General features: G+C 57.6%; 21 protein-coding genes. 5 read left to right on the forward strand and 16 right to left on the reverse strand.

Annotation, left to right across the window (positions count from 1 at the left end):
* Window positions 1–82: 82 nt before the first annotated feature.
* The 7 genes from ACLEIV_RS15365 to ACLEIV_RS15395 all read right to left on the reverse strand — a co-directional run bounded on the left by ACLEIV_RS15365 (window position 83) and on the right by ACLEIV_RS15395 (window position 7091).
* Window positions 83–778: an aspartate/glutamate racemase family protein gene (locus ACLEIV_RS15365; RefSeq protein WP_410457508.1), complete on the reverse strand. Its 696-nt coding sequence runs from the start codon at window positions 776–778 to the stop codon at window positions 83–85.
* 4 nt (window positions 779–782) lie between these two features.
* Window positions 783–2204 (reverse strand): dihydropyrimidinase, encoded by a 1422-nt coding sequence (hydA, locus tag ACLEIV_RS15370; protein WP_410457509.1) that lies wholly within the window; start codon window positions 2202–2204, stop codon window positions 783–785.
* A gap of 400 nt (window positions 2205–2604) precedes the next feature.
* Entirely contained in the window at window positions 2605–3297 is a 693-nt protein-coding gene (locus ACLEIV_RS15375) for a GntR family transcriptional regulator (RefSeq protein ID WP_410457510.1), read from the reverse strand.
* Between the two features lie 171 nt (window positions 3298–3468).
* Complete coding sequence (locus tag ACLEIV_RS15380; protein ID WP_104486963.1) at window positions 3469–4200, reverse strand: maleate cis-trans isomerase family protein; 732 nt, start codon at window positions 4198–4200, stop codon at window positions 3469–3471.
* Window positions 4201–4240: 40 nt separating this feature from the next.
* A complete protein-coding gene (locus ACLEIV_RS15385) occupies window positions 4241–5521 on the reverse strand; it encodes a TRAP transporter large permease (protein WP_410457511.1) in 1281 nt (426 codons plus the stop codon).
* A complete protein-coding gene (locus ACLEIV_RS15390) occupies window positions 5518–6084 on the reverse strand; it encodes a TRAP transporter small permease (protein ID WP_410457512.1) in 567 nt (188 codons plus the stop codon). Before ACLEIV_RS15390 ends, ACLEIV_RS15385 begins: the two co-directional genes overlap by 4 nt.
* Window positions 6081–7091 carry a TRAP transporter substrate-binding protein gene (locus ACLEIV_RS15395; protein ID WP_410457513.1) on the reverse strand — a complete coding sequence of 337 codons (1011 nt, stop codon included), beginning with the start codon at window positions 7089–7091 and terminating at the stop codon, window positions 6081–6083. Before ACLEIV_RS15395 ends, ACLEIV_RS15390 begins: the two co-directional genes overlap by 4 nt.
* Window positions 7092–7408: 317 nt before the next feature.
* Here ACLEIV_RS15395 and ACLEIV_RS15400 point away from each other — a divergent pair, with 317 nt between their 5' ends.
* Window positions 7409–7993: a multicopper oxidase domain-containing protein gene (locus ACLEIV_RS15400; RefSeq protein ID WP_410457514.1), complete on the forward strand. Its 585-nt coding sequence runs from the start codon at window positions 7409–7411 to the stop codon at window positions 7991–7993.
* On the opposite strand, the gene ACLEIV_RS15405 is transcribed toward ACLEIV_RS15400, so the two are convergent.
* Together ACLEIV_RS15405 and ACLEIV_RS15410 are read right to left on the reverse strand one after the other, a co-directional pair.
* Window positions 7898–8533 (reverse strand): YceH family protein, encoded by a 636-nt coding sequence (locus tag ACLEIV_RS15405; RefSeq protein ID WP_410457515.1) that lies wholly within the window; start codon window positions 8531–8533, stop codon window positions 7898–7900. The genes ACLEIV_RS15400 and ACLEIV_RS15405 overlap by 96 nt on opposite strands.
* Window positions 8534–8601: 68 nt before the next feature.
* Window positions 8602–8937 carry a YkgJ family cysteine cluster protein gene (locus ACLEIV_RS15410; protein ID WP_410457516.1) on the reverse strand — a complete coding sequence of 112 codons (336 nt, stop codon included), beginning with the start codon at window positions 8935–8937 and terminating at the stop codon, window positions 8602–8604.
* 449 nt (window positions 8938–9386) lie between these two features.
* On the opposite strand from ACLEIV_RS15410, the gene ACLEIV_RS15415 reads away from it, so the two are divergent.
* Together ACLEIV_RS15415 and ACLEIV_RS15420 are read left to right on the forward strand one after the other, a co-directional pair.
* Window positions 9387–11270 (forward strand): methyl-accepting chemotaxis protein, encoded by a 1884-nt coding sequence (locus ACLEIV_RS15415; RefSeq protein WP_410457517.1) that lies wholly within the window; start codon window positions 9387–9389, stop codon window positions 11268–11270.
* 103 nt (window positions 11271–11373) lie between these two features.
* Window positions 11374–11925: a hydrolase gene (locus tag ACLEIV_RS15420; protein ID WP_410457518.1), complete on the forward strand. Its 552-nt coding sequence runs from the start codon at window positions 11374–11376 to the stop codon at window positions 11923–11925.
* Between the two features lie 56 nt (window positions 11926–11981).
* On the opposite strand, the gene ACLEIV_RS15425 is transcribed toward ACLEIV_RS15420, so the two are convergent.
* A complete protein-coding gene (locus ACLEIV_RS15425; protein ID WP_410457519.1) occupies window positions 11982–13406 on the reverse strand; it encodes an alanine/glycine:cation symporter family protein in 1425 nt (474 codons plus the stop codon).
* A 414-nt stretch (window positions 13407–13820) separates the two neighbouring features.
* Here ACLEIV_RS15425 and tal point away from each other — a divergent pair, with 414 nt between their 5' ends.
* Both tal and ACLEIV_RS15435 read left to right on the forward strand, forming a co-directional pair.
* The gene (tal, locus tag ACLEIV_RS15430) at window positions 13821–14774 is read left to right on the forward strand and encodes a transaldolase (RefSeq protein ID WP_410457520.1); all 954 of its coding nucleotides are present in this window, start codon (window positions 13821–13823) and stop codon (window positions 14772–14774) included.
* 176 nt (window positions 14775–14950) lie between these two features.
* Complete coding sequence (locus ACLEIV_RS15435) at window positions 14951–15139, forward strand: DUF3545 family protein (protein ID WP_410457521.1); 189 nt, start codon at window positions 14951–14953, stop codon at window positions 15137–15139.
* Window positions 15140–15380: 241 nt separating this feature from the next.
* Here the strand turns inward: ACLEIV_RS15435 and ung are convergent, their stop codons facing one another.
* The 6 genes from ung to ACLEIV_RS15465 all read right to left on the reverse strand — a co-directional run bounded on the left by ung (window position 15381) and on the right by ACLEIV_RS15465 (window position 23718).
* Entirely contained in the window at window positions 15381–16061 is a 681-nt protein-coding gene (gene ung / locus ACLEIV_RS15440; protein ID WP_410457522.1) for a uracil-DNA glycosylase, read from the reverse strand.
* Between the two features lie 253 nt (window positions 16062–16314).
* Window positions 16315–17181: an acyl-CoA thioesterase II gene (gene tesB / locus ACLEIV_RS15445; RefSeq protein WP_410457523.1), complete on the reverse strand. Its 867-nt coding sequence runs from the start codon at window positions 17179–17181 to the stop codon at window positions 16315–16317.
* A 918-nt stretch (window positions 17182–18099) separates the two neighbouring features.
* A complete protein-coding gene (gene thrC / locus ACLEIV_RS15450; protein WP_410457524.1) occupies window positions 18100–19377 on the reverse strand; it encodes a threonine synthase in 1278 nt (425 codons plus the stop codon).
* A complete protein-coding gene (thrB, locus tag ACLEIV_RS15455; protein ID WP_410457525.1) occupies window positions 19374–20330 on the reverse strand; it encodes a homoserine kinase in 957 nt (318 codons plus the stop codon). Before thrB ends, thrC begins: the two co-directional genes overlap by 4 nt.
* On the reverse strand, window positions 20331–22790 hold the full coding sequence (thrA, locus tag ACLEIV_RS15460) for a bifunctional aspartate kinase/homoserine dehydrogenase I (protein ID WP_410457526.1): 2460 nt from the start codon (window positions 22788–22790) through the stop codon (window positions 20331–20333).
* Window positions 22791–23025: 235 nt separating this feature from the next.
* Complete coding sequence (locus ACLEIV_RS15465) at window positions 23026–23718, reverse strand: tRNA/rRNA methyltransferase (protein ID WP_410457527.1); 693 nt, start codon at window positions 23716–23718, stop codon at window positions 23026–23028.
* Between the last annotated feature and the right edge of the window lie 351 nt (window positions 23719–24069).

The following is a 24069-nucleotide window of genomic DNA, read 5'->3' on the forward strand; positions in this document are numbered from 1 at the left end:
CACTCCTTTGATGGACTTGCTGTAATGGGGAAATCCCCCTTTCTTGATAACTTCAGCCTTGCTTACGTCATCCTTGCTTGCGTCAGCCGGGCGCTGTCTTGTCTGCCTCGGCTCTGGGTAATTCGAGTCTGGCCAGGCCGCAGGCCTGGTTAACCGCGCAGGCCATGCCGTCGAGCAACGGCACCGATACCCGGCTCTGCAGGCGACGGTGCAAACCGGCCACCACGGCGCCGACCAGAATCACGCACTCGGCGCCGTCGGCCACCAGCCGGTTGCTGGCCTCGACAAGAGATAATTCAAACTGTTCCGGTGCCGCATGCACCGCGGGGGCACCGGCGGCAATGGCCTCGATGCCGGCCAGGCGGGCGGCCAGACCGTGTCGTTCCACCAGCTCCCGATACAGCGGCACCGTTTGTGGCCCCATCACCACCAGGCCGTAGCGGCCACCGACCAGGCAGGCGGTGAGCAGGCTTGCTTCCAGCAGGCCGACCACCGGCACAGTCAGCGACTCGCGTAGGGCCCACAGGCCGGTGTCCAGTGATACCCCTACTACCACGGCGTCACACCCTTCTGCATGGTCTGCCACATGGGCTTCGACCGCCTCGATACAGGCATGCTCGGCGATGGCGCAATCGCGACGCGTCTGAATTACCGCCGCGCCAAAGGTGCCGGTGGCGGTGCTCAGTTGCCAGTCGGCCGGCAGCGACAGCCGGGCTTCGATCGCCAACTTTTCGGTGATGTTCTGGCTGGTGTTGGCGTTGACGAGCAGCAGTCGCATGGGCTTATCCTCTGACCCTGGGTTTGGCCATGTCCGGCTTGCCGCAGGGCAGAAAACGCCCCTGCCCGGCCCGGCCCAGCACGGCGCCGTCATTCCAGACCAGCTCGCCGCGGCTCAGGGTCATCACCGGCCAGCCGGTGACGGTGCGACCTTCATAGGGGGTGTAGTCCACGTCGTGATGCAGCATTTCGTTGCGAATGGTGACTTCCCGTTTTGGATCCCAAATGGCGATATCGGCATCGGCGCCGATGGCGATGGTGCCCTTGCGCGGATACAGGCCGTACAGCTTGGCCGGGTTGGTGGAGGTAAGCTCGACAAACTTGTTGAGGCTGATACGGCCGGTGTTGACCCCTTCCGAGAACAGCAGCGGCAGCCGGGTTTCCAGGCCGGGAATGCCATTGGGGATATAGGGAAAGTCCACTTCTTCGCCGTTCGGCTTCTTGCCCTGCGGGTCTTCGTAACGAAACGGCGCATGATCCGAGGAGAAAATGGTGAACAGACCGTCGTTCAGGCCATCCCATATCACCTGCTGATTGGACTGGTCCCGTGGCGGCGGGCTGCATACGCACTTGGCACCTTCGTAGCCATCCAGTCCCAGATCTTCGGCGGTAAGAAACAGGTACTGGGGGCAGGTTTCCGCATAGATGCTGATGCCGTGGCTTCGTGCCCAGCGAATTTGCTCCACCGCCTCGGCACCGGACACATGCACCACCAGAATGGGCACATCCACCAGCTCCGACAGGGCGATGGCCCTGTGGGTCGCCTCCCGCTCCACCAGCATGGGGCGGGAGGCCGCATGATATTTGGGGGCGGTGTGACCGGCGTCGAGCAGGCGCTTGGTCAGCCAGCCGATGCAGTCGGCGTTTTCCGCATGGATCATCGCCATGGCGCCTTCGGCCCGGGCCAGCGCCAGCACGTCGAGGATCTGGCCATCGTTGAGCTTGAGATCGTCATAGGTCATGTAAATCTTGAAGGAAGTGCAGCCCTGGCGGATCAGCGCCGGCAGCTCTTCCTTGAGTACGGTTTCGGTGGGGTCGGTAACAATCAGGTGAAAGGCATAGTCGACCACCGCCTTGCCCTCGGCGCGGCGGTGATAATCCTCTACCGCCGCCTTGAGCGACTGGCCTTTTTCCTGGGCGGCAAAGGGCATCACGGTCGTGGTGCCGCCACAGGCGGCGGAGCGGGTGCCGGTATAAAAGTCATCGGCCATGCGCAGCCCTTCCGGCATGGGTTGGTCCAGGTGGCAGTGGGCATCCACCCCACCCGGCAACAGCCAGAGACCCCTGGCATCGATTTCCCGTTTTCCCGGGCCTATGTTCTCGCCCATGGCCACGATGCGGCCGTCTTTTATGGCCAGATCACAGTCGGTGATGTCGGCGGCGGTCGCGATGCGACCATTGCGGATAACCAGATCGAATTCAGACATATCCCTTCCTCGTTTGCCGTTTGCCTGCCCACTGCCGGAGCAGGCAATATTGAATATATAATTATATATTCGTAATTAAGCACTCGATGGGTGCTTATTCAATCGAAATGAGGGGATAACGTGATCTGAATCACCTTAAATGTAAAATAAAGGTTAACGAGACGACATGCCCTTTGAGGACGATATGATGCGGAGATGTTTGGAAAGGAAATAAACAATAGCAAAAGCGCGCTAATACCGACTCTGCAGACGCCACTCCGCATGAGGATTCGCGCCAACTAAAACGGCGCCGATGAGGCGGACATCGGAGGTGGTTTTGTAGCCGGCGGTGACCCGCCGTGACTCGGAAAAGTGGGGTAATACAGGTTGACGCTAGGATGGCGGCCGGCCGGATAAGCGGTCAGCCGACCTTTTTTTGCTGCTCCAGCTCTTTGACCACGGTTTCCCCGGTGTGCATCACATGCTCGGCCAGAATACGGCCGGCTCTGTCACCATCACGCGCCAGCAGAGCCTCGAGCAGGGCTTTGTGCTCGTCGACGGATTCATCCCAGCGATGTTGCATACCGATGGCCAGGTAGCGCCCGCGGCTGACCCTGTTCATCAGCTGATGGTGCAGATGCGTCAGACTCTCGTTGTTCGCCAGCTCGATGATCAGGCGGTGAATATGCTGGTTGATTTCGAAATATTCATGACGATTCTGGGCCTGATGGTGACGTTCCAGCTTTTCCTGCAACTGACTCAGCCGGGCAAGATCGCCCTCGCTGGCCTTGATGGCGGTCAGCTCGGCGGCTCGTCGTTCCAGGGTGCTGATGATCTCGAAATGCTCGCGAATTTCCTCGGCCGTGATGGTGGCCACCCAGGCGCCCCGGTTAGGCTCTATGGTGACCATGCCTTCGGAGTGGAGTACTTTCAGCGCTTCGCGCAGGGGCGTACGAGAAATATCAAGCCGTTGACACAACTCGGGCTCGTTGATGCGCTGGCCTTCTTTCAACTCGCCTTCGATGATCATGGTACGTACACAATCGGCCACTTCCTCGTGCAGCGAGCGACGACGCAGAGAATTTCTACCGTAACTATTAATAGGTGTAACCACAGTGCCCGCCTTTTTATTGTTTGTGTGCGGCTTACAACTTGTCAGCCGGGCAGCATAATACCTGCTGCGTGAAAGCGCCATCTTCGGCCGTGACCAGCGTGATCCCGATCGCGCCACGGCCTCAGGCGCAAAGCCCCGGTGTACCGGGGCTTTAAATTATATAATATATAATTATGGCTTAATTGAGAAAATACTGCCCCAGTTTTTAATTTTGCTTGGGTCGGCACCGGCCAGCAACATACCCTTCCAGATACCGGTAGAAATGGTGTCATAGATGGGAATACCGATTTCCTTCTCCAGTTCCGCCGCTACCCGGGCACCGCGAAGGTTGGTACAGAAGATGGTAATGGCCTGGCAGTCCTGGGTTCTGGCCACCTCGCGCACCATGTCGGCGAGGGTCTGCTCGCTCACCTCGGAATAGGAAAAGTTGCCCTTGTCGTTGAGATGACGCTCGGCCACGCATTCGTAACCGGAGCGGCCATAGTTTTCGACGATCTTCTGCTGCACATCATGCAGATAAGGCGTGACCAGGCCGAAACGCTTGACACCGGTCAGGTCGAACAGCTCGTTCAGCGCCAGCACCGAGGTGGTGGCCGGAATACCGGTTTCCCGGGTAATGGCGTCACACAGAATTTCGTCATCCTGAAAACCGCGCCAGCCCGACGAGGTGCCGCTCCAGGTAATGGACTGCATTCTGGCATCGGCCAGCAGCCGGGATGCCTCGAGGAAGGGCTCGTTGTCGAACTGGCTCAAGGCCTGCTCGGTCAGCGAAATCTCGGTCACCTTCAATCGGCCAAAGTGGGCACTGGTGTTATCGACGCCGTGCAGAATGTCGGCCGTAACCGGCTCCAGCGTAGTGTTGGAAGACGGGGTCAGAACACCTAACAAAGTACGATCAGTCATCTTTTTCTCCTTGGAAAAATCACGATTTTTCAGTTAACAATCAATAACCCAAAGCGTGTGGCAAGGCCGTTACCAGCCAGGGGAAGACCCAGCACAACAGCAGTACCAGGTATTGCAGAGCGATAAAGGGCCAGACGTAATGCAGCAGGCGAGACATGGGGATCTTGGCGATACCGCACATTACGAACAACAGCACCCCGACCGGCGGTGTCATCATGCCGATGACCAGGTTGAACACGAACAGAAAGCCGAAGTAGATCGGGTCTATGCCGTAGGCCATGGCGATAGGCGCAAACAGCGGCACCAGCATGATGTAGGCGGCATTCGACTCCAGAAACATGCCCACTATCAGCAGCATCACCATCACCATGGCGAGGAACACTTCCGGATTGCTGGTAAAGCCCTGGATGAACTCCGACAGCCGCAGCGGCAACAACTCTATGGTGAACAGAAAGGTGAGCGGCGTGGCAAAGGCGATCAGCGCACCGACTACCGCCGAGGTCAGGGCGGCACGAAACATGCACCCCGGCAGCTCGTTCCAACTCAGCTTGCGGGTCACCCACTTGCCGACGATAAAGGCATAAACCACGGCAATAGCCGCCCCTTCGGTGGCGGTGAAAACACCGCCGACGATACCGCCGATGACCACCACCGGCATCAGGATAATGGCCCCTGCCCGCCTGGCCTGGATCAGCAGATTCTGCCAGCTGAAGGGTTCACCGGTAGGCGCATAACCCTTGCGGTGCGCGATATAACTGGCCAGGCCCATCATACCGACCACCAACAGGATTCCGGGTACCACACCGGCCATGAAGAGACCGCCGACCGACACCGAAGACCCCGCCATCAGCGCATAGACGATCATGGCCGCGCTGGGCGGAATAATGGGCCCCAGGTTGGAGGCCGACGCCACCACCGCCGAGCCAAAGCCCACGTCATAATGCTTTTTCATTGCCGGCATCATGGTGGTGCCCAGCGCACTGGCCCCCGCTACCGCCGCACCGGTGACCGACGCCAGCCCCAGACCGGACAGCAGGGTCACATGCGCCAGTCCGCCCTTGACCCGCCCCACCACGGCGTTGGCGAAGTCGATGGTGCGCTGCATCACCTGACCGCCCACCATCAGCTCGCCCGCCAGCATGAACAGCGGAATCGCCATCAACGGAAAGGAGTTGACCGCGTGCATCATTCGCTGCGGCAGTACCGACAGCTCGATGCCGCTGTAAGCCAGGCCCCCCAGGGCTGCCAACCCGAGAGAAAAGGCCAGCGGCATGCCGAGCAAGGCCAGCACCAGAAACAGACCGATTGCCAGAGTGGTCATGATATGTCCTCCTCGTTATCCGGTTCCCGCCAGGTATCGGTGCCCTGCCAGGCCATAAACAGCAGATGCAGCAAGGCATGACCGCAGCTGAGCATCACCGGGAAATAGAACACCGAAGCGGTCACCGGCAGGGTCGGCATCAGCTCTTCCCAGGTGTCGATGGAAACCATCACCGCCTGGTAGCAGACCACCACCATCAGCACGCCACTGATCAACAACATGAGACGCGCCAGACGCTCCTGCCATTGAGCCGGCAGCCGGTTGGTCAGTACATCTATACCCACATGCACCCCCTGCTTGAGCCCGTGGGGAATGGCCAGGAAGATGGCCCAGACGAAGGCCAGCCGCGACCCTTCATCGGCCCAGTCGATAGACTCCGATAGCAGATAACGGCTGAACACCTGGGACGATACCAGCAGCACCATGGCTGCCATGGTGGCCTGGATCAGCAACATGGAGGCCATGTCCACTCTCAGCAGGCAACGTCGTACCGATGCTGCGAGGGATGAGCTTGCTTCCGGCCCGGCAAGCATATCGACATGCTCACTATGGCCGGTTTTCATGACTTGGCTCCTTCCAGTACCGCGTCAACCAGGCTGGCGCCGAGACGCTCTCTCAGCTCATCGACGATACCGGCGGTCTTGTCCTGCATGGCCTGATGCAGCTCGGGCGTAACCGCATTGAACTTCATGCCGGCGGCAATCAGCTCGTCCCGAGACTGGATGTCTTCTTCGGCCGCCTTGTCACGCTGCCAGGCAACGGCCTTGGTCATGGCGTCGCGCAGCACCTGCTGCTCGTCGTCGGACATGCGATCGAACTTTTTCTTGTTGGCCACCACCACGATAAAGTCGAAAAAATGGTTGGTATCGGTCAAATACTGCTGCACTTCGCCGAAGTTGTTCTTACGGATGATGCTGAAAGGGTTTTCCTGGCCGTCGATCACCTTCTGCTGCAGGGCCGAATACACCTCGTTGATGCCCATGGACACCGGGCTGGCCCCCAGGGCACGGAAGCTCTTCAGGTGGGTTTCATTCGGCTGCAGACGGATCTTGAGCCCGTCGAAGTCATCGATGGACTCGATGGGCCGTACGCTGTTGGTGATATGGCGGGCACCCAGTTCCATGAAGCCGAGGGCGATGAAGCCTTTTTCCGCCAGCTTTTCGTTGAGCAAATCCCCGACCTTGCCGTCAATCACCCGAAACGCGGTTGCCCTGTCTTTCAGCACAAACGGCAGGCTGATGGCTTCCAGCTCGGGCACGGTGCGTGACAGGAAAGACACCCCGATCCAGGTCATGCTCAGCACGCCGGAGCGCACCTGATCGACGTTTTCGGAGGCCCCGCCCAGCTGCATGGCCGGAAACAGCTGTACCTTGATGTCGTTATCGGTGACGGTTTCTACCTCCTGTTTGAACACTTCCATCGCCAGGCTGCTGGAATGGTCGGTGGCGAAGTTGCCGGCGACCCTGAGGGTATCGGCGAGAACCGGGCCGCTGGCCAGCGCCGTGCCCAGCATGAGCCCCAGCAGGCTTTTATGAAAACGCGTTCCAAAAGGTTGTATATTGCTATCCATGGCTTACTCCCTTGGCTTGTCGGTGTGGGTACCGCTAGATATTATTATGAATATATAATTATATAAACATAAAATTAACAAACCCCCTTCTCCTCTCTTATCCCAACCCGGCCAATAAAAACACAAACCACTGAATTAATTGCAAATAAAAATAAACCACCACCTTTTGAGACAATGTTCAAAAGTGAGACCCATGTTACATTTCCGCGCCTGACGCCGTTGATCAGGGTGATTTTCACCGTCCCCGCCCGAATAACGCTTCTTTATTGATCTGCATCAGTTAGTTTCTACACAGCACCTCGCGCAGGGAGCATCTTATGGAGCTGCGCAACATCGTTATCGCCTTGAGTTTTACTTTCGTCCTGTCGGCCCAGGCCGCCATCCTGCCGGTGGTGGACGCCGTATTGACCTCTCCGCCCATGGTACCGCCCCCGATTCAGCGGGATCACGCCGACAAAGTGGTGGTAAAGATGGAAGCCGTGGAAAAGGTGATGGAGATCGCCGATGGCGTGGAGTACATGTTCTGGACTTTTTTCGGCTCGGTGCCGGGTCAGTTTCTGCGAGTGCGCGAAGGTGACGGGGTGGAATTACGCCTTTCCAACCACCCCGGCTCCAAGATGCCCCACAACATCGACCTGCACCCGGTCACCGGGCCCGGTGGCGGCGCGGCGTCGTCCTTTACCGCCCCCGGCCATACCTCGGTGTTCAACTTCCAGGCGCTCAACCCCGGGCTCTATGTGTATCACTGCGCCACAGCGCCGGTGGGCATGCACATTGCCAACGGTTCGGGCTGCCTCCAAAAGACGTCAGCCTTCAAGCTCGGCAATGCGGGCCTGCAGCCGGGCAACTTCCGCTTCCAGCTCGGTAATTCGCGCCTGCAGTTCGGCCTTCTGCCGATCTGAATCGGCACTGGCCGGCGCGGCGGTTTCCTGAGGATAGTCGGTATCGCAAAACAGATGACCATAGCGAGAGTCCCGCTTGCCGGGCAGCCGGGGCAGTTTAACCACAAAGGGCCCCTTTTCGATCAGGCTTTGCAGGCAGGCATCCACCTGGGAGACATCACCGAACTGATGCAGACGAGGTGTACGGCTGCGCAGCTCGCCCGGCGTCTGGGGCCCGCGCAGCAGCAGCTCGCAGATGATGGCCAGCTCACCTGGGCCGAAATGCAACTCGCCGAATTCGGTATTGCAGAACCGGTGCTGATACTTGGCGGCGCGGGCGTTGAAACCGGCGATGTTATTGACCAGACGCCGGGCAATCAGGGTGTTGATCACCGACTGAACCTCTTCTTCATTGAGGCTCAATACCGGGTCCCGGTTGCTTTTCTGGTTGCAGGCATTGATCAGGGAGTTCAGGGTCAGGGGATACACTTCGGGCGTGGAAACCTGTTTTTCAATCAGACAGCCGATAACCCTTTGTTCCAGAAGAGAAAGCATTTCCATAAACAGACTCCTTTGTTGTGTATCCCAGCCTACCGGACAAACCACGAAACACCAACGAATACCGAGACTCAGGCCGCGATCGGCTCTACCTCCAGCGGCGGCAGGCCGTGGGCAGCCCGAGCCCGGTTACAGGCACCTTCTGCATCCTTGGCCTCGAACTGGCGACAGGGGCTCGGTCTGTTGGGGTAAATGCTGCAGGAAACACAGCCGCCCACGTCTCCTTCCAGCGCAATGCAACGGGGCTTTGTCTGATTAGTGCCCTGCATCGCCATTCTGGCCGGACTTACCGGCTCGGTCAGGGCTTCGGGCACCAGAAAATCACTGTGGATCTCTCCCCAGTAAAAAGAAACACGAAAAAAGGCGCAGCAGGCGCCACAGGTCAAACAGGGATTGCCACTACTCACAACGCCTTACCTCCTGGCAAAACTAAAAACAGTGACGAAAAAAGGGAATATGGGTGACGGAGCTGGCTCCGTGGTGCAGGCAATACAAGAAAGGATGGGCGTGTCAGACGAAGGTCTGTGACACGGCTTGTCGATGTCTTCTCCTCGGCAGAAACAATAGAAAGGCCGGCGCCATGGTGGGATAACCGCCGGCGATAAAGGCCGCGTATTAATAAATCGAAAGCACTTTGTAATCAAGCACAAGGTGGAGCTGCCGATAAGAATAAAGATGACTGGCCCGCCTGGACGAGTGGTGTCGATATCCTTTCCGGTCACATGGATAAACGGAGAAAACTGTGCTTCAGCGCAGAATATTACAAGAATCTAACTTTATCGGTACATTGTCCTGAACGATAAGACTAAAGTAGCCCCCCGCATCAAACAAGACCATAACTAAGGGACCTAGTTGTATGAAAATAGCCCACAAGGTTGGCCTCGCCGCCGCCACCGTACTGCTGCTGACTGTCAGCATATTGTCATGGCTGCAGCTCTCGCAGGTGCGTGAGGCCCTGCGCAGTCAGGCCACCGCCGCCATCAGTGAAACCAGCTCAACCCTGGCCAGCCAGATAGAAAACTGGCTCAACGCCAAACTCAAGCTGGTCGACATGATGGCCCAGAATATCGACCGCCAGTTCAGCCCGGGGCAGGTCCAGCAGGTGTTTGATACCCCACTGTTGAAAGATGAGTTTCTGCTGATATTCGGTGGCCTGGACAGTGAGAACGGCCGCCGTCTCACCAATGATCCCAGCTGGAATCCCACCGGTTGGGATGCACGCCAGCGCCCCTGGTATTCGGTGGCCATGCAAGCCGAACGCGCGGTGCTGACCGAACCCTATGCCGATGCCGACACCGGCGACATTCTGATCTCGGCGGTGTCAAAAATCAGCGCCGACGGCCAGCCCCGTGGCGCCTTTGGCGGCGATCTCAGCCTGAAGTCGGTGGCCGACGCCATTAACGTCATCGATTTCAACGGTGCCGGCTATGCCTTTCTGGTGGCGGAAAACGGCAATATCATCTCTCACCCCGATGCCGAGCTGAATGGTCAGTCGCTCGACGCCCTGTTTGAAGGTCAGCGCCCGAGCCTGAGTTCAGCTATCGCTCATTACTCTCTGGCCGGTCAACCCTACTGGGTCTCCTTTACTCCCTTGACCGAGCTGCAAGGCACCCAATGGTATATCGGCGTGGTACTGGATGAATCCATTGTTATGGCCAAGGCCGACAGTCTGCAGTGGCAGGCGCTGCTGGTCTCGGTGCTGGGCGTATTGATAAGCCTGGTATTCCTGATCCTGCTGATGGGTAACCTGTTCAAACCGCTGAGCGGCCTGCACCAGTCTCTGAAAGACATCAACGGTGGACAGGGCGATTTGACCAAGCGGCTGCCGATACTGCGCCGTGACGATTTCGGTCTGGTGGCCAATGAATTCAACGGCTTTCTGGCGCATTTACAGACGCTGATTGGTGAAGTGATGGACAGTTCGAGCAGGCTGAAAACCAACATCCATGATACCTCAGGCCAATCGGAGCAGGCAGAAAACCAACTACAGATGCAACTGCAGGAACTGGATCAGCTGGCCACCGCCATGCATGAAATGGCCGCTACCGCCACCGAAGTGGCCTTGCACGCCCAACACGCGGCCGAAGCGGCCAATGCGGCCAATCAGGAAACCGAACAGGGTGCCCTGGTGGTGTCTCGCTCTACCCTGGCGGTAGAACGGCTGGCCGCCGATATGGAAGAAACCATGATCTCGGTGAACGAGCTGGCGCTGCTGAGCCGTAATATCGAGTCCATTCTGTCGGTGATCACCGGTATTGCCGAACAGACCAACCTGCTGGCACTGAACGCCGCCATCGAAGCCGCCCGGGCCGGCGAGTCGGGTCGAGGCTTTGCGGTGGTCGCCGATGAAGTACGCTTGCTTGCCTCCCGCACCCAGAAATCCACTCAGGAAATCGGCGACATGATAGAACGCCTGCAGAGCGGAGTTCGTCTGGCGGAAAACAAGATGAAGCAAAGCCAGGAGCTGGCGGCACAGACCTCGGTGGATGCCGCCGAAGCCAATGAGGTGCTGGCGAGGATCCGTGATGCCATCGGCCGCATCAACGATATGAACCTGCAGATTGCCACCGCAGCGGAGGAGCAAAGCGCTACCAGCGAGGAGATTAACCAGAACACCACCAATATCCGCGACATCAGTCAGGACGTGGCCACCGGCGCCGTGGCCCAGGTAAAACACTGCCAGGCCATGCTGGAACAGATGCAGCGCCAGAACAAGCTGCTGGGTGAATTCAAGGTCTGACCCCTTGCTATCAGCCCATGATAAACGGCGCCTGCGGGCGCCTTTTTCTTTCCCCGGCAAAAGCGGCATACTGAACCCAAGCGTAATCATCAAGGAGCATAAAATGTTAATGGAGTCTGGTAAAGCGGCACTGATGGTGGTGGATGTACAGGAAAAACTGCTGCCGGCCATTCATGAAAGCGAACGCCTCGGCGCCCGCATTCAGTGGCTGATTTCGGCCTGTCACACCCTGAAGACCCCGATACTGTTTACCGAGCAGTATCCGCGCGGCCTGGGACACACACTGCCCGCCCTCACCGCGTTGGTGGATCAACCCGAGATAGTGGACAAGATGCACTTCTCGGTGGTGGCCGCCAACTGCCGGCCCGCACACTGGCAGCAGTATCCGCAGGTGGTCGTCTGCGGCATGGAAACCCACGTCTGCGTGCTGCAAACGGTGCTGGAGTTGCTGAAGGAAGGTAAGGAGGTATTTGTGGTGGCCGATGCCGTGGGCAGCCGCACCGAAGCAAACCACCGGCTGGGACTGGACCGTATGCGCGATGCCGGTGCCCAGATAGTCAGTCGGGAAATGGTGATTTTCGAGCTGATGCACCAGGCCGGCACAGAAGCATTCAAAACCATCAGTAAGCAGTTCCTGCGCGGCGAACAGCCCTGAAAAAAAGCGGGGAGCAAATTTGCTCCCCGCTTCCGTCAGCCTGATGACATCAAGGCTTACTTCCTGTTATCCCAGATCCCTTCTTCCAGCTGGCGATGCAACTCGGGATACTTGGCCGCATCGAAGGTCGGAATCTTGCCCAGCTTGCGCTGATCGTTATAGTCCCGCGCCAGCTTCACCGCCACGCTCGACAGCAGCAGTATCGCCACCAGGTTGGTCAGCGCCATCAGACCCATGGACGCATCGGCCATGGCCCAGATGGTTGGCAGTTCCCCCATGGATCCGAACATCACCATACCCAGCACGAAGAGGCGGAATACCAGCAGACCGCCCTTGTGGTTGTGCTCCAGGAAGATAAGGTTGTTTTCCGCATAGGCGTAGTTGGCCACTATGCTGGTGAAGGCGAAGAACAGAATCGCGATGGCGATAAAGGTATTACCCCAGTCACCCACCTCGTGGGACAGCGCCCGCTGCGTCAGCTCGATACCGGTAATGCCGGAGCCGGGCTCAAACTGACCGGACAACAGTATGATGGACGCGGTACAGGTACAGATGACGATGGTATCGGTAAAGACCCCCAGCATCTGCACATAGCCCTGAGATGCCGGATGCGGCGGATAAGGCGTGGCCGAGGCCGCCGCGTTGGGTGCCGACCCCATGCCCGCTTCGTTCGAGAACAGACCACGCTTGATACCGTTCATCATCGCCTGAGAAATGGCATAGCCTATGGCGCCGCCACCGGCCTGATCCAGACCAAAGGCCGACTTGACGATAAGACTAAACACCCCCGGCAGTTCGGTGATGTTCATCGCCACCACCACCAGGGCAATCAGCAGATAAGCCAGCGCCATGACCGGCACTACCAGCTCGGCAAAACGGGCAATGGAACGCAGGCCACCAAAGATGATAACCCCTGCCATCAGCGCCAGCGATACCCCGGTCGCCCAGTTGGGAATACCGAAAGCCACATTCATGGCCGCACTAATGGAGTTGGCCTGCACCGCATTGAAGACCAGGCCGAAAGCGATGATCAGGAAGATGGCGAACAAGACGCCCATCCAGCGCATGCCCAGACCCTTTTCCATATAGTAGGCAGGGCCGCCGCGATAGTTGCCGTCTTCATCCTTGATCTTGTACAGCTGAGCCAGGGCACTTTCTGCGAAGGCCGTAGACATGCCGATAAGGGCTATCAGCCACATCCAGAAAATCGCGCCCGGGCCCCCCAGGTACAGGGCAACCGCCACCCCGGCCAGATTACCGGTGCCGACCCGAGCGGCCAGGCTGGTACAGAGCGCCTGAAAGGAGGAAATACCCGCGGCGTCGGACTTGCGACTGTGCCTGAGCACGGAAAACATATGACCAAAATGGCGAAACTGAATAAAGCCCAGCCGCAGGGTAAAAAATACCCCCGCGCCCAACAGCAGGTAAATCAGTATGGTGCCCCAGAGCAGGTCGTTGATAAAACCGATAATTGCGTCCATTAATATATCTCTGCTTACTTCAAATGATGAACCCCGCCCGATACTTGGTCCGGGCCCCGGATCCGCAGCGCACGGAATCTAGCACAGGCAGGAAAAATAGCCATGTGATCCAGATCACACCAGAACATTACCAAGGGAAAAAAAGCAATCAAAACAGCAAAAAATAAACAAAAAACACAATCAAGAAAAACAAAAAACCAACACCAAATGATTAACTGAAACATAAATCTATAAGAAAATCATCCACTCAAACAAGATTCATACAAACCCCGCTCTGGCACCCGTCCTTGTTGCCGAGCATTAAGAGCATAGCATCCCTCCTGCCGGCTTGATCCCCAGCTTTATTTTGGTGCCCCGAATAAGAGATACTGTGACGCTCTTTTTTCAAACCGACCAGACAAAGGACTTTTCTCCATGGCCGATAAACTGACACAACTAAGAACTCTGACCACGGTCGTCGCCGACACCGGCGACATCGAAGCCATCCGCAAGTACCAGCCCCAGGATGCCACCACCAACCCGTCTCTTATCCTCAAGGCAGCCCAGATCCCGGAATACAAATCGCTGCTGATCGAAGCCGTTAACTGGGCCAAATCCCAGAGCCACAATGCCGAACAACAGTTGATCGACGCCTCCGACAAGCTGGCAGTGAACATCGGCTGTGAAATCCTCAAGCTGATCCCCGGCCGTATCTCTACCGAAGTGGATGCCAGACTGTCGTTCGATACCGATGCCAGTATCCGGAAGGCCCGTCACCTGATTGAACTGTACCAGCAGGCCGGTATCGGCCGCGAACGCATTCTGATCAAACTGGCGTCCACCTGGGAGGGTATTCGCGCCGCCGAAGTACTGGAGCAGGAAGGCATCAACTGCAACCTGACTCTGCTGTTCAGCTTTGCCCAGGCCCGTGCCTGTGCCGAAGCCGGCGCCTATCTGATCTCGCCCTTCGTGGGTCGTATCCTCGACTGGTACAAGCAGAACACCGAGCAGAAAGAATACACCGCCGAGCAGGATCCGGGTGTGCTGTCGGTCACCCAGATCTACGATTATTACAAGGCTCACGGCTACCACACTGTGGTGATGGGTGCCAGCTTCCGCAACACCGGCGAAATTCTCGAACTGGCCGGATGTGACCGTTTGACCATAGGCCCCAACCTGCTGGAAGAACTGAGCCAGGTCGAAGGCAAAGTCGTTGCCAAACTGCAGGACAAGGGCGCCACTCGGTCCCGTCCCACCCCCATGACCGAAGCCGAGTTCCGCTGGGAGCAAAACCAGGACGCCATGGCCACCGAAAAGCTGGCCGAAGGCATCCGCAACTTCGCCATCGATCAGGGCAAGCTCGAGACCATGCTCAACGCCATGCTGTAAGCAAAAACGCACCTCAGCAGTGAGCCCTGTCATGGGGCCGGAGTCAATCAACCACAAATTGACTCCGGCCCTATTTTTTTCTTTTTAATCAAAGTGTAATAGTAAGCTTCTATTTTATTACCTGTTGTGATATATCCAGATGTGACTACAACTGATAACCAACAGGAGGGAGCCCCATGGAAAGGAGCAGCTTCGATCAGGAATTTGTGGTTGAACGGTCCCCACGCAAATCGCGTGAGCCCGCCAAAAAACGCAAGTGGCGGGAAATAGAAGCAATACAGGATCAAAAGCGTTTACAACAAGAACTTCAGCAACTCGACTGCACCTTCGAACTAGAAGACATGGCAGCAGAGCTTGAACTGTAGAGCACGGTAATATGAATGGTTAATGAGGCGCCTTCGGGCGCCTTTTTACGTTTGGCACACCCAACCATATTAAGGTACAGGGCCAGAGGCAACACCGAGTTACCCGCAGACGGTGCCAACAGGCCACGCCGGAGCATCAAGGAGGACAAAGGGAGCTGCCTTCACCGATCAGCACATGGCAGAAAAGTGCTTGAGCGGGTCGGAGAAATGGCCCTTTGTAACAGTCAAAAGTATCGATTCTTTAATCCGCTACCGCTGCGGGCAAGCGCCAGTCGACAGGTGTCTTTCCCTGCTGCTGCAACAGCTCGTTGGTCTGCGAAAAATGCCGGCAGCCGAAAAACCCCCGATAGGCGGACAAGGGACTCGGGTGTGCCGCCGTCAGTACATGATGGCGATGGCGGTCGATCATGGCGCCTTTTTTCTGGGCATGACTGCCCCACAACAGAAATACCACACCCTCGCCCTGCTCGTTGACCGACTGGATCACCTTGTCGGTAAAGGTTTCCCAGCCCAGTTTGGCATGAGAATGGGCCTTGCCCGCCTCCACCGTCAACACCGTATTGAGCATCAGTACGCCCTGCTCGGCCCAGGACTCCAGGTAACCGTGTTCGGGGGTCTTAAAACCGGGAATGTCGCTTTCCAGCTCCTTGTACATGTTGCGCAACGACGGTGGAACCCGTACACCGGGCAATACCGAGAAGCACAGGCCATGAGCCTGATCGGGCCCGTGGTAGGGATCCTGCCCCAGCATCACTACCTTGACACTGCCCGGCTCGGTATAGTGAAAAGCGTGAAAAATATTCTGCTGCGATGGGTAGATAGCCTTGCCGGCTTCTCGTTCCTGCTCGACGAAACGCATCGCCTCACGAAAATAAGGCTGCTGTTGCTCATGGTCGATGAGCTGGCTCCAGGTCTGGGGCATGGGAATTTCCATTGACGACAAATTGGTAGGGTCGAATTTATTCGACCACAGAGGCTGAATCAAGGCGGGGTGGCTCGATTAAGGTAACCGAGCCGGGACATCCATCTTTCAAGAGAATCAAGTGGGTCTTAGGTTGCCCAGGTTTGAGGTGGGTGTCCCTTTTTACTAACTTAAAAGCCTGCCCGCCCGAGCAAGCTCGTGGATGCATCATTGGCCCTTCACGATTCACTCCTCACCACTCATTCCTCACGCTTTACAACTCACTGCGCGACCGGATTATCCCTTCCTGCATCGCCGTGGCCACCAGGGTGCCGTCCCGGGTATAAAAATGCCCCTGTACCAGACCCCGGCCGGCGATGGCACGGGGGCTTTCGATAGCATAGAGAATCCAGTCATCGAAGCGGAAGTCCTGATGAAACCACATGGAATGATCGATGGTGGCGACCTGCAGCTCACGTTCCCAGAACGAGTGACCATGAGGCATGAGCGCCGTGGGTAGAAAATTGAAGTCCGAAGCATAGGCCAGCAGGTATTTGTGAATACGAGGATCGTCCGGCAAACGACCGTTGACCTTGAGCCAGATATGGCGCACCGGCTCCGTCTGTTCCGGTTTCATCGGGTTGACGTAATTCACCTGCCGCATTTCTATCGGCTTGGCGGCCAGCAGCTTGTCTTTGATGCGAGTAGGCAGATAACCGGCCAGGGCCTGGATTCGTTCACTCTCGGGTATCAGCCCCTCCGGCCCTGCAACGTCTGGCATGACGGTCTGATGCTCGAAGCCGGCCACCGGTTGCTGAAACGAGGCCGTCATATAGAAGATAGGCTTGCCGTATTGCAGCGCCTGCACCCGGCGAGTAGAGGTGGTTTTGCCGTCGCGGATGTTTTCCACGTCGTAGATAATTGGCCTGTTGACGTCACCGGGCCGCAAAAAGTAGGAGTGAAACGAGTGCACCGGGCGATCCGGCTCCAGGGTATATTTAGCCGCCGCCAACGCCTGGCCCATGACCTGACCGCCAAAGACGGCGCCAAAGCCCAGATCCATGCTCTGGCCACGATAGAGGCCGTCATCCAACGGCTCCAGCGCCAGCAGCCTCAATAACTCATCCAATGCCTGACTCATGGCGTGTGCTACCTGATTTGTTCGACCGGTCTTGCACGTTAACATAAGCCGATAATGCCAGCCTAGTATGCCGGTACTGGAAAACGAGCGCATATGCACCAGATAAAGCATATGCGGCGCACAAGAAAAAAGGACAGCCAATCATTGGCTGCCCTTCAAGGTGTCGGCGGTTTGTTCCTTAAACCTGATTGCTCCCTGCATTCCCTGACCTGACGCTTCCTGTGTCTTCCCCTTCCCGTTCCATCGGGCTATTCCTGCATCATCCTGATATGGTCGCATCCCGCTACCAATCACTCCTTCCTGGAGCTGTCCTTGTCCCGCATCCTGCGGCTGTCCTCTTGGCCATCCGGGCCGGGTCCCTTGCCATCCTGGCTGTCGGCGTTCCTCACCAACCTTTGCCGTGTTACTCCTTGTAACCACGACGTCCCTGATCCCTGTGCCGGCTCCTTGCCGGTGATCCCTGAGGCCTCCTGCCAGTACACTTCCTGTGTGCCAGCTGCCTTGCTGTTGGTAGTAATGATACGACGTTTACCGTCAGGCTCAATAAGCCCTAAGCTCACCCTGACAGTTCGCAAAACCAGCACCACAAATTAATCAAAATATAATCAATAACTTAACTTTAAAACAAGGATGAAAACAGCGGCATAAACCGCCTTATCCTCTGACTTGTTGAGAGATCTCTTACAAGGGGTAAGGGTGATGGCGCTCTGATCATAGAAAGAGGCTGCCGCTCAGCAACGCCAGCCCCCGATTTAGGGAACTTGGTGGGAAATTTGGGAAAATTTGGTGGGATACCCATTTTTCAGCAGGCTGTTACGGTCAAATTTGAAATGGGTGTCCCTTTTCATTTTTCAGCCGGCCAAAACGAAACATGCCGGGACAAGCCCGGCATGACATGCAGAGTACTGAGTGACGAGATTACTTCATCATCTTCGCTTTCAGGGCGGCAAAGTCGGCGGGAATAACGCCCGACAGTGAGTCCATGGCCATATGCTTGGCCAAGGGGCCCGGCAGAGGGATATCCTGCCCCAGGATTTCGTCGACGTTTTCCTTGAACTTGGCCGGATGGGCGGTACAGAGGAAGATGCCCACTTCGTCCTTGCCCCGCTCCTTGTTCAGCAGATCCCAGCCGATGGCACCGTGGGGCTCGCACAGATAGCCCTGCTCGAACAGACGCTTGAGCGCGTCTTTGGTCTGCTCGTCGTTGAGCGCACCGGAGGCGATGTCGGCCAGTTTCCAGCCCTTGACCCGACACAGTTCTTCTACCCGCGGCCAGTTGTTGGGGCGACTCACGTCCATGGCATTGGACAGAGTCGCCACCGTGTTTTTCGGATCCCAGCTACCGCTTTCAAGATAACGCGGCACCGTATCGTTGGCGTTGGTGGCGGCCATGAAACGCTTCACCGGCAGGCCCAACGCCTTGGCAATCAGGCCCGCGGTCAGGTTGCCGAAGTTGCCGGACGGCACCGCAATCACCGCCTTGCTACGCTGCTCGGCGGGCAGCTGTGCCACCGCCTCGAAGTAGTAGCACACCTGGGCCACCAGGCGGCTGATGTTGATGGAGTTGGCGGAGTTGAGGCCCACGGCGGCTTTCAGCTCTTCGTCGTCGAACGCCTGCTTCACCAGCGCCTGGCAATCGTCGAAGTCGCCCTGCACCGCATAGGTGCTGATGTTGTCGCCCAGGGTGGTGAACAGTTTTTCCTGCAAGGGGCTGATCTTGCCTTCCGGGTACAGGATCACTACTTCGATATTGGGCAGGCCGTAGAAGGCATGAGCCACGGCGGCGCCGGTGTCGCCGGAGGTGGCGGTGAGGATGGTGATTTTCTTGCCATCCTTGCTCAGGGTCGCCAGGCACTGGGCCATGAAGCGGCCACCGAAGTCCTTGAATGCCAGGGTCGGGCCATGGAACAGCTCGAGGGCGTAGGTGTGATCGTCTACCTTGACCAGCGGCGCCGGGAAGGTAAAGGCGTGCTCGACCATGGCAGCAAGGGTGGACTCGGGAATTTCATCGCCGATCAGGTGCTGCAACACGGCCACGGAACGTGGCACCAGCGGCAGCTCCAGCAGGGCGTCTATGTTGGCGATGGGGGTCAGGTTTTCCGGAAAAAACAATCCCTGACCTCGACCCAGTCCCTGCTTTACCGCACCGGCAAAATCGATGGTTTCCGCATTATCCTTGATGTTGTACAACTTCATAATTCTGTTCCTGTTACCCGAGCGCCTTCGGCATCGATTTTACAAATATGGCAGAAGCCATCCTGATTCTGAATAAAGTGTTCGGCCAGCCAGCTTTTCAGCTTTTCCGCCTGACTCAAGTCTTTCAGCACGCAGAATACCGTGGGGCCGCTGCCGGAAATACCGGTAGCCAGCGCGCCCATGGCGGCAGCCTGCTCCCGCACCGCATCGAAGCCGGGGATGAGCTGAGCCCGGTACGGTTCGGCAATCACGTCTTTGAGCATGGCGGCAGCCACCGGCTCCTGTCCGGTATGGCTGGCATGCACAAAGCCCGCCAGGCGGCGACCGTAGATAAGGCAGTCTTGCCGGCGATATTGTGCCGGCAATATGCTGCGCGCCGCCGAGGTAGAGACACTGATACCCGGGTAGCACAGTACCCAGTACCAGTCGTCGAAGCTGGGCAGGGTCTGGCTGACCACACCGGCGTCGTCCAGCACCAGTTGCATGCCGCCGAAATGGCAGGGCGCCACGTTGTCGTAATGAATGGAGCCGGAAATCTGTCCTTCCAGTTCCCCCATCAGCAGCATCAGCTCATGCTCGCTCAGCGCCTGATCGTAAAAGGCGTTCAAGGCCACGAAAGCGGCCACTATGCTGGTGGCACTGGAACCGAGGCCCGAACCCACCGGCATGCTTTTATCTAGCGTCATCACCAGCGGCTTTGGGCTGATGCCCTTCTGCTTCAGGGCATTTTCATAGGCCAGGTAGCAGTCGTAGACGATGTTCTGCTTGTAGTCATCCGGCAGCTTGTGGGCGAAGGCGCCGGTTTTGCTCAGCACAAAATCGCCATCGGTGTCGGCCACCAGCACCCGGTCACCCAGCAGGGTACCGTCCAGCGGGGCCATGGCGGCCCCCAATACATCAAAACCCACGCTCACATTGGCGGTAGAGGCAGGCGCAAACGCAACAACACTCATTTAAATCTCCTGCTTCCAGTTATGGGTACGCAACAGGTCGGCAAACACGCCGGCAGCGGTCACATCGGCACCGGCGCCGTAGCCACGCAGTACCAGCGGAATCGGCTGATAATACTGGGTGTAGAACGCCAGCGCGTTTTCGCCGTCTTTTACCTTGAACAGAGGATCATCGCCGTCCACGGCCTTGATGGCAACCTTGCATCGCCCGTTGTCGATTTCGCCCACATAACGCAGCACCTTGCCGTCGGCGGCGGCCTGAGCTACCCGGGCTTCGAAGTAACCGTTGGCCTCGGGCAGGCGGGACATGAACTGCTCGATATCGCCGCTTGCATCGAATTCCGGCGGCAGCGAGGCTTCCACTTCTATGTCTTCCAGGCTCAGGGGCATGCCCGCCTCGCGCGCCAGGATCAGCAGCTTGCGCGCCACGTCCATGCCGCTGAGGTCGTCACGCGGATCCGGCTCGGTAAAGCCGTTTTCACGGGCGACACGGGTGGCGTCGGCAAAGCTCATGCCTTCGTCCAGTTTGCCGAAAATGTAGGACATGGAGCCGGACAGAATACCGCCGAAGGCCTTGAGCTGGTCGCCGGCCCGCAGCAGGTTCTGCAGGTTCTCGATTACCGGCAAACCGGCACCCACTGTGGTTTCGTACAAAAACTTGCGGTGGGTACGCTGGGCGGCCCGGCGCAGCTGGCGGTAGTAATCCAGGCTGGCGGTGTTGGCTTTCTTGTTGGGAGTAACCACATGAAAACCGGCGGCCAGAAAATCCGCGTACAGATCGGCCACGCCGTCGCTGGAGGTACAGTCCACCAGCACCGGGTTGATCAGGTGGCTGTCTTCCACCATTCGCTGCAGGCGCGGCAGGTTGAAGGTGTCGGTAGCCTGATCCAGCTGGTCACGCCACTCGACCAGATTGATGCCATCCCGGTTCAGCGCCATCTTGCGGGAATTGGCGATGCCCACCACCCGAATGCCGATGTCCTGGGCTTCCAGCACCGCCTGCTGACGGCGAATTTGCTCCAGAAGTGCCGCCCCCACGCCGCCACAACCCACCAGAAACACATCGATAAAGCGACGGCTGGAGAAGAAGTTCTGGTGGCAGGCCTTGATGGCTTCTGTGGTCTTGGCTTTGTGGATTACCGCCGAGATGGAGCGCTCGCTCGACCCCTGAGCGATGGCCACTATGTTGATGGAAGCCTCGGCCAGCGCGTTGAAGAAACGGGCCGATACGCCCTTGACGGTGCGCATGCGATCGCCCACCAGCGAGATAATGGCCAGATCGTCGATGATGTCCAGCGGCTCCAGCAGCTTGTTCTTGAACTCCAGCGCAAACTCGCCGGCGATGGCCTTCTGCGCTTTCTGCTGATCGAAGCTGTGAATACAGAAGCTGACGCTGTATTCCGACGAACTCTGGGTGATCAGCACTATGCTGACCCCGGCACGGGACACACAGGAGAACAGGCGGCCGGCCATGCCGACCATGCCCTTCATGCCCGGGCCCGAGATGTTGATCATGGTCATGCCGACCAGGTCGGAGATACCCTTGACCTGCTGGTCGTCGTCACTGCACTCGGGGCCGATCAGCGAGCCTTCGCCCTGAGGATTGCCCGTGTTCTTGATAAGACAGGGAATATGAAACTGGGCGATGGGCGCTATGGTCTTGGGGTGCAGCACCTTGGCCCCGAAGTAGGACAGCTCCATCGCTTCTTTGTAAGACAACTGCTTGAGCAACTTGGCATCCGGCACCAGACGAGGGTCACAGTTATAGACGCCGTCCACATCGGTCCAGATTTCGCAGCATTCGGCGCCCACACAGGCGGCCAGCACGGCGGCCGAATAGTCGGAACCGTTACGGCCCAGGATCACGGTTTCGCCTTTTTCGTTACCGGCGGTAAAGCCCGGCATCAGGTAGACGCAATCGTCCCGCAGGCCCTGATCGATAAAACGCTGGCGAGAGACTTCAATGTTGACGTGCGCTTCGAGGAAGCTGCCCTCGCCCAGCAACATGCTCTGGGGGGTTATCACCTCAACCTGCTCACCGCGTGCCTTGAGCAGCTCGGCCATGGTGGCAATGGACAACGCCTCGCCCCGGCTAAGAATGTGCGCCTGGGTGTTGTCCGGGCATTGCTGCAACAGGCTGACGCCCTGCAGCAGGCGGGCCAGCTGACCCAGCTCGCGGTCGACCCGGGCCTTGAGTTCCTGATCGTCCAGTCGTTCGAACTTCGCCTTGAGGCCATCGATGATGGAATGGAAAATCTGTTCGATTTCCTTCAGTACCGGGGCAGGATCCAGGCCGCGAATGGTTTGCTCTACTACCGCCACCAAATGATTGGTGACCTTGGCGGGGGCCGACAACACCAGCGCCACCTGAGACTGCTGCTGATTGTTGACCACGATGTCGGCGACATTGGTAAATCGCTCGCTGTTTGCCAAAGAGGTGCCGCCAAATTTCAAGACACGCATTCATTACTCCCTGTGTAAAACTAAAAAGCGTAAAACGAAAAAGCCCGCATCGGATGGGGACGCGGGCTTCGGAATTCTAATCGACTTGTCGTCAGCGCATCAGCCCGCCCCAGTGCCACCAGTGGTGGTACCGGTAATAATAATGGTGGTGATGCGGCTTGCACTCGGCAACATAACGAACAACCTCTGAAAACGAATGGCATAGCAATACCCCGAGCGTCCCTGCTTGTCAACTTCAATCCCCGGCAGACAAGGCCCGCTCCAGGTCTTTATAAAGCAGATGCAACAGATTGAGATCCCGCTGTTCCAGCATAGGTAAACGGTCACCTGCCCATTCTGCCAGTTTTTCCTGCTGCGAGATCCCGATTTTATCAAACAATTGCTCTGTTTTTTGTTGCAGTACCCTTAGCTGGGTATTTTGTGGCTGAACGTCGGTTTTTTCTTCGCTTTGCTCACTCAGTCCCTGACTGAACTCGTAGGCATAAAGCATGATGGCCTGGCCCAGATTCAGCGAAGGATAACTCACTTTCAGCGGCAGATAGCTGATGATATCGGCCAGCGCCAAATCCTCGTTACTTAAACCGGACTCCTCACAGCCAAACAACAGCGCCACCTTGTGTACACTTTTATTGTTGACCTGGGCGATGGCCTGCTTGGGGGTGAGGTAATAGCGATAGCGCCCCCGGTTGCGGGCTGTGGTGGCAATCACCAGATCCATATCGGCCAGCGCCGGCGCCAGCTCGTCGAAATACTCGGCCTGCTCCAGCACTTCCCGCGCCCCGTGTGCCACCCAGTGCGCCTTGTCCTGCTCATGCACCCGGCTGTTCACCAGCCGCATCCGGCCAAAGCCCATGGTCTTCATCGCCCGCGCCGCGGCCCCAACGTTTTCGGCCCGCGCCGGCGATTTAAGTACAAAATAAAGTTGCATGCCCGTCCCCCAACAAAACGGGACATATTCTCCCACAAATCCCCCCGGGTAGAACACCCATCTTTCAACCCTCTCGCCAGGTACCCAGGTAGGTCGGGCCCAGCAGCAGCATCGCCGATGCGTTATCGTCCCCTTATTTCCACCTGAATTATCAGGTTGTCTGTTCAGTAAAGGCAACCGAGTACGGCCCTTGCAAGCTGTACTATTTCTGTTTTCCTCTCCAACTCTTCACCTTGCCATCAGTCACCACTTCGCCCGACTAAAACCCGGGATTGAGGGTACAAAACTGCTGTTTCCCCGCAGAAGGCCGATCCAGGAGCCATAGATGAGCCCACAAGAGCAACAAAGAAC

Origin of the sequence: Oceanisphaera submarina (genome assembly GCF_046521305.1) — a bacterium.
Taxonomy (GTDB): Bacteria; Pseudomonadota; Gammaproteobacteria; order Enterobacterales; family Aeromonadaceae; genus Oceanimonas; species Oceanimonas submarina.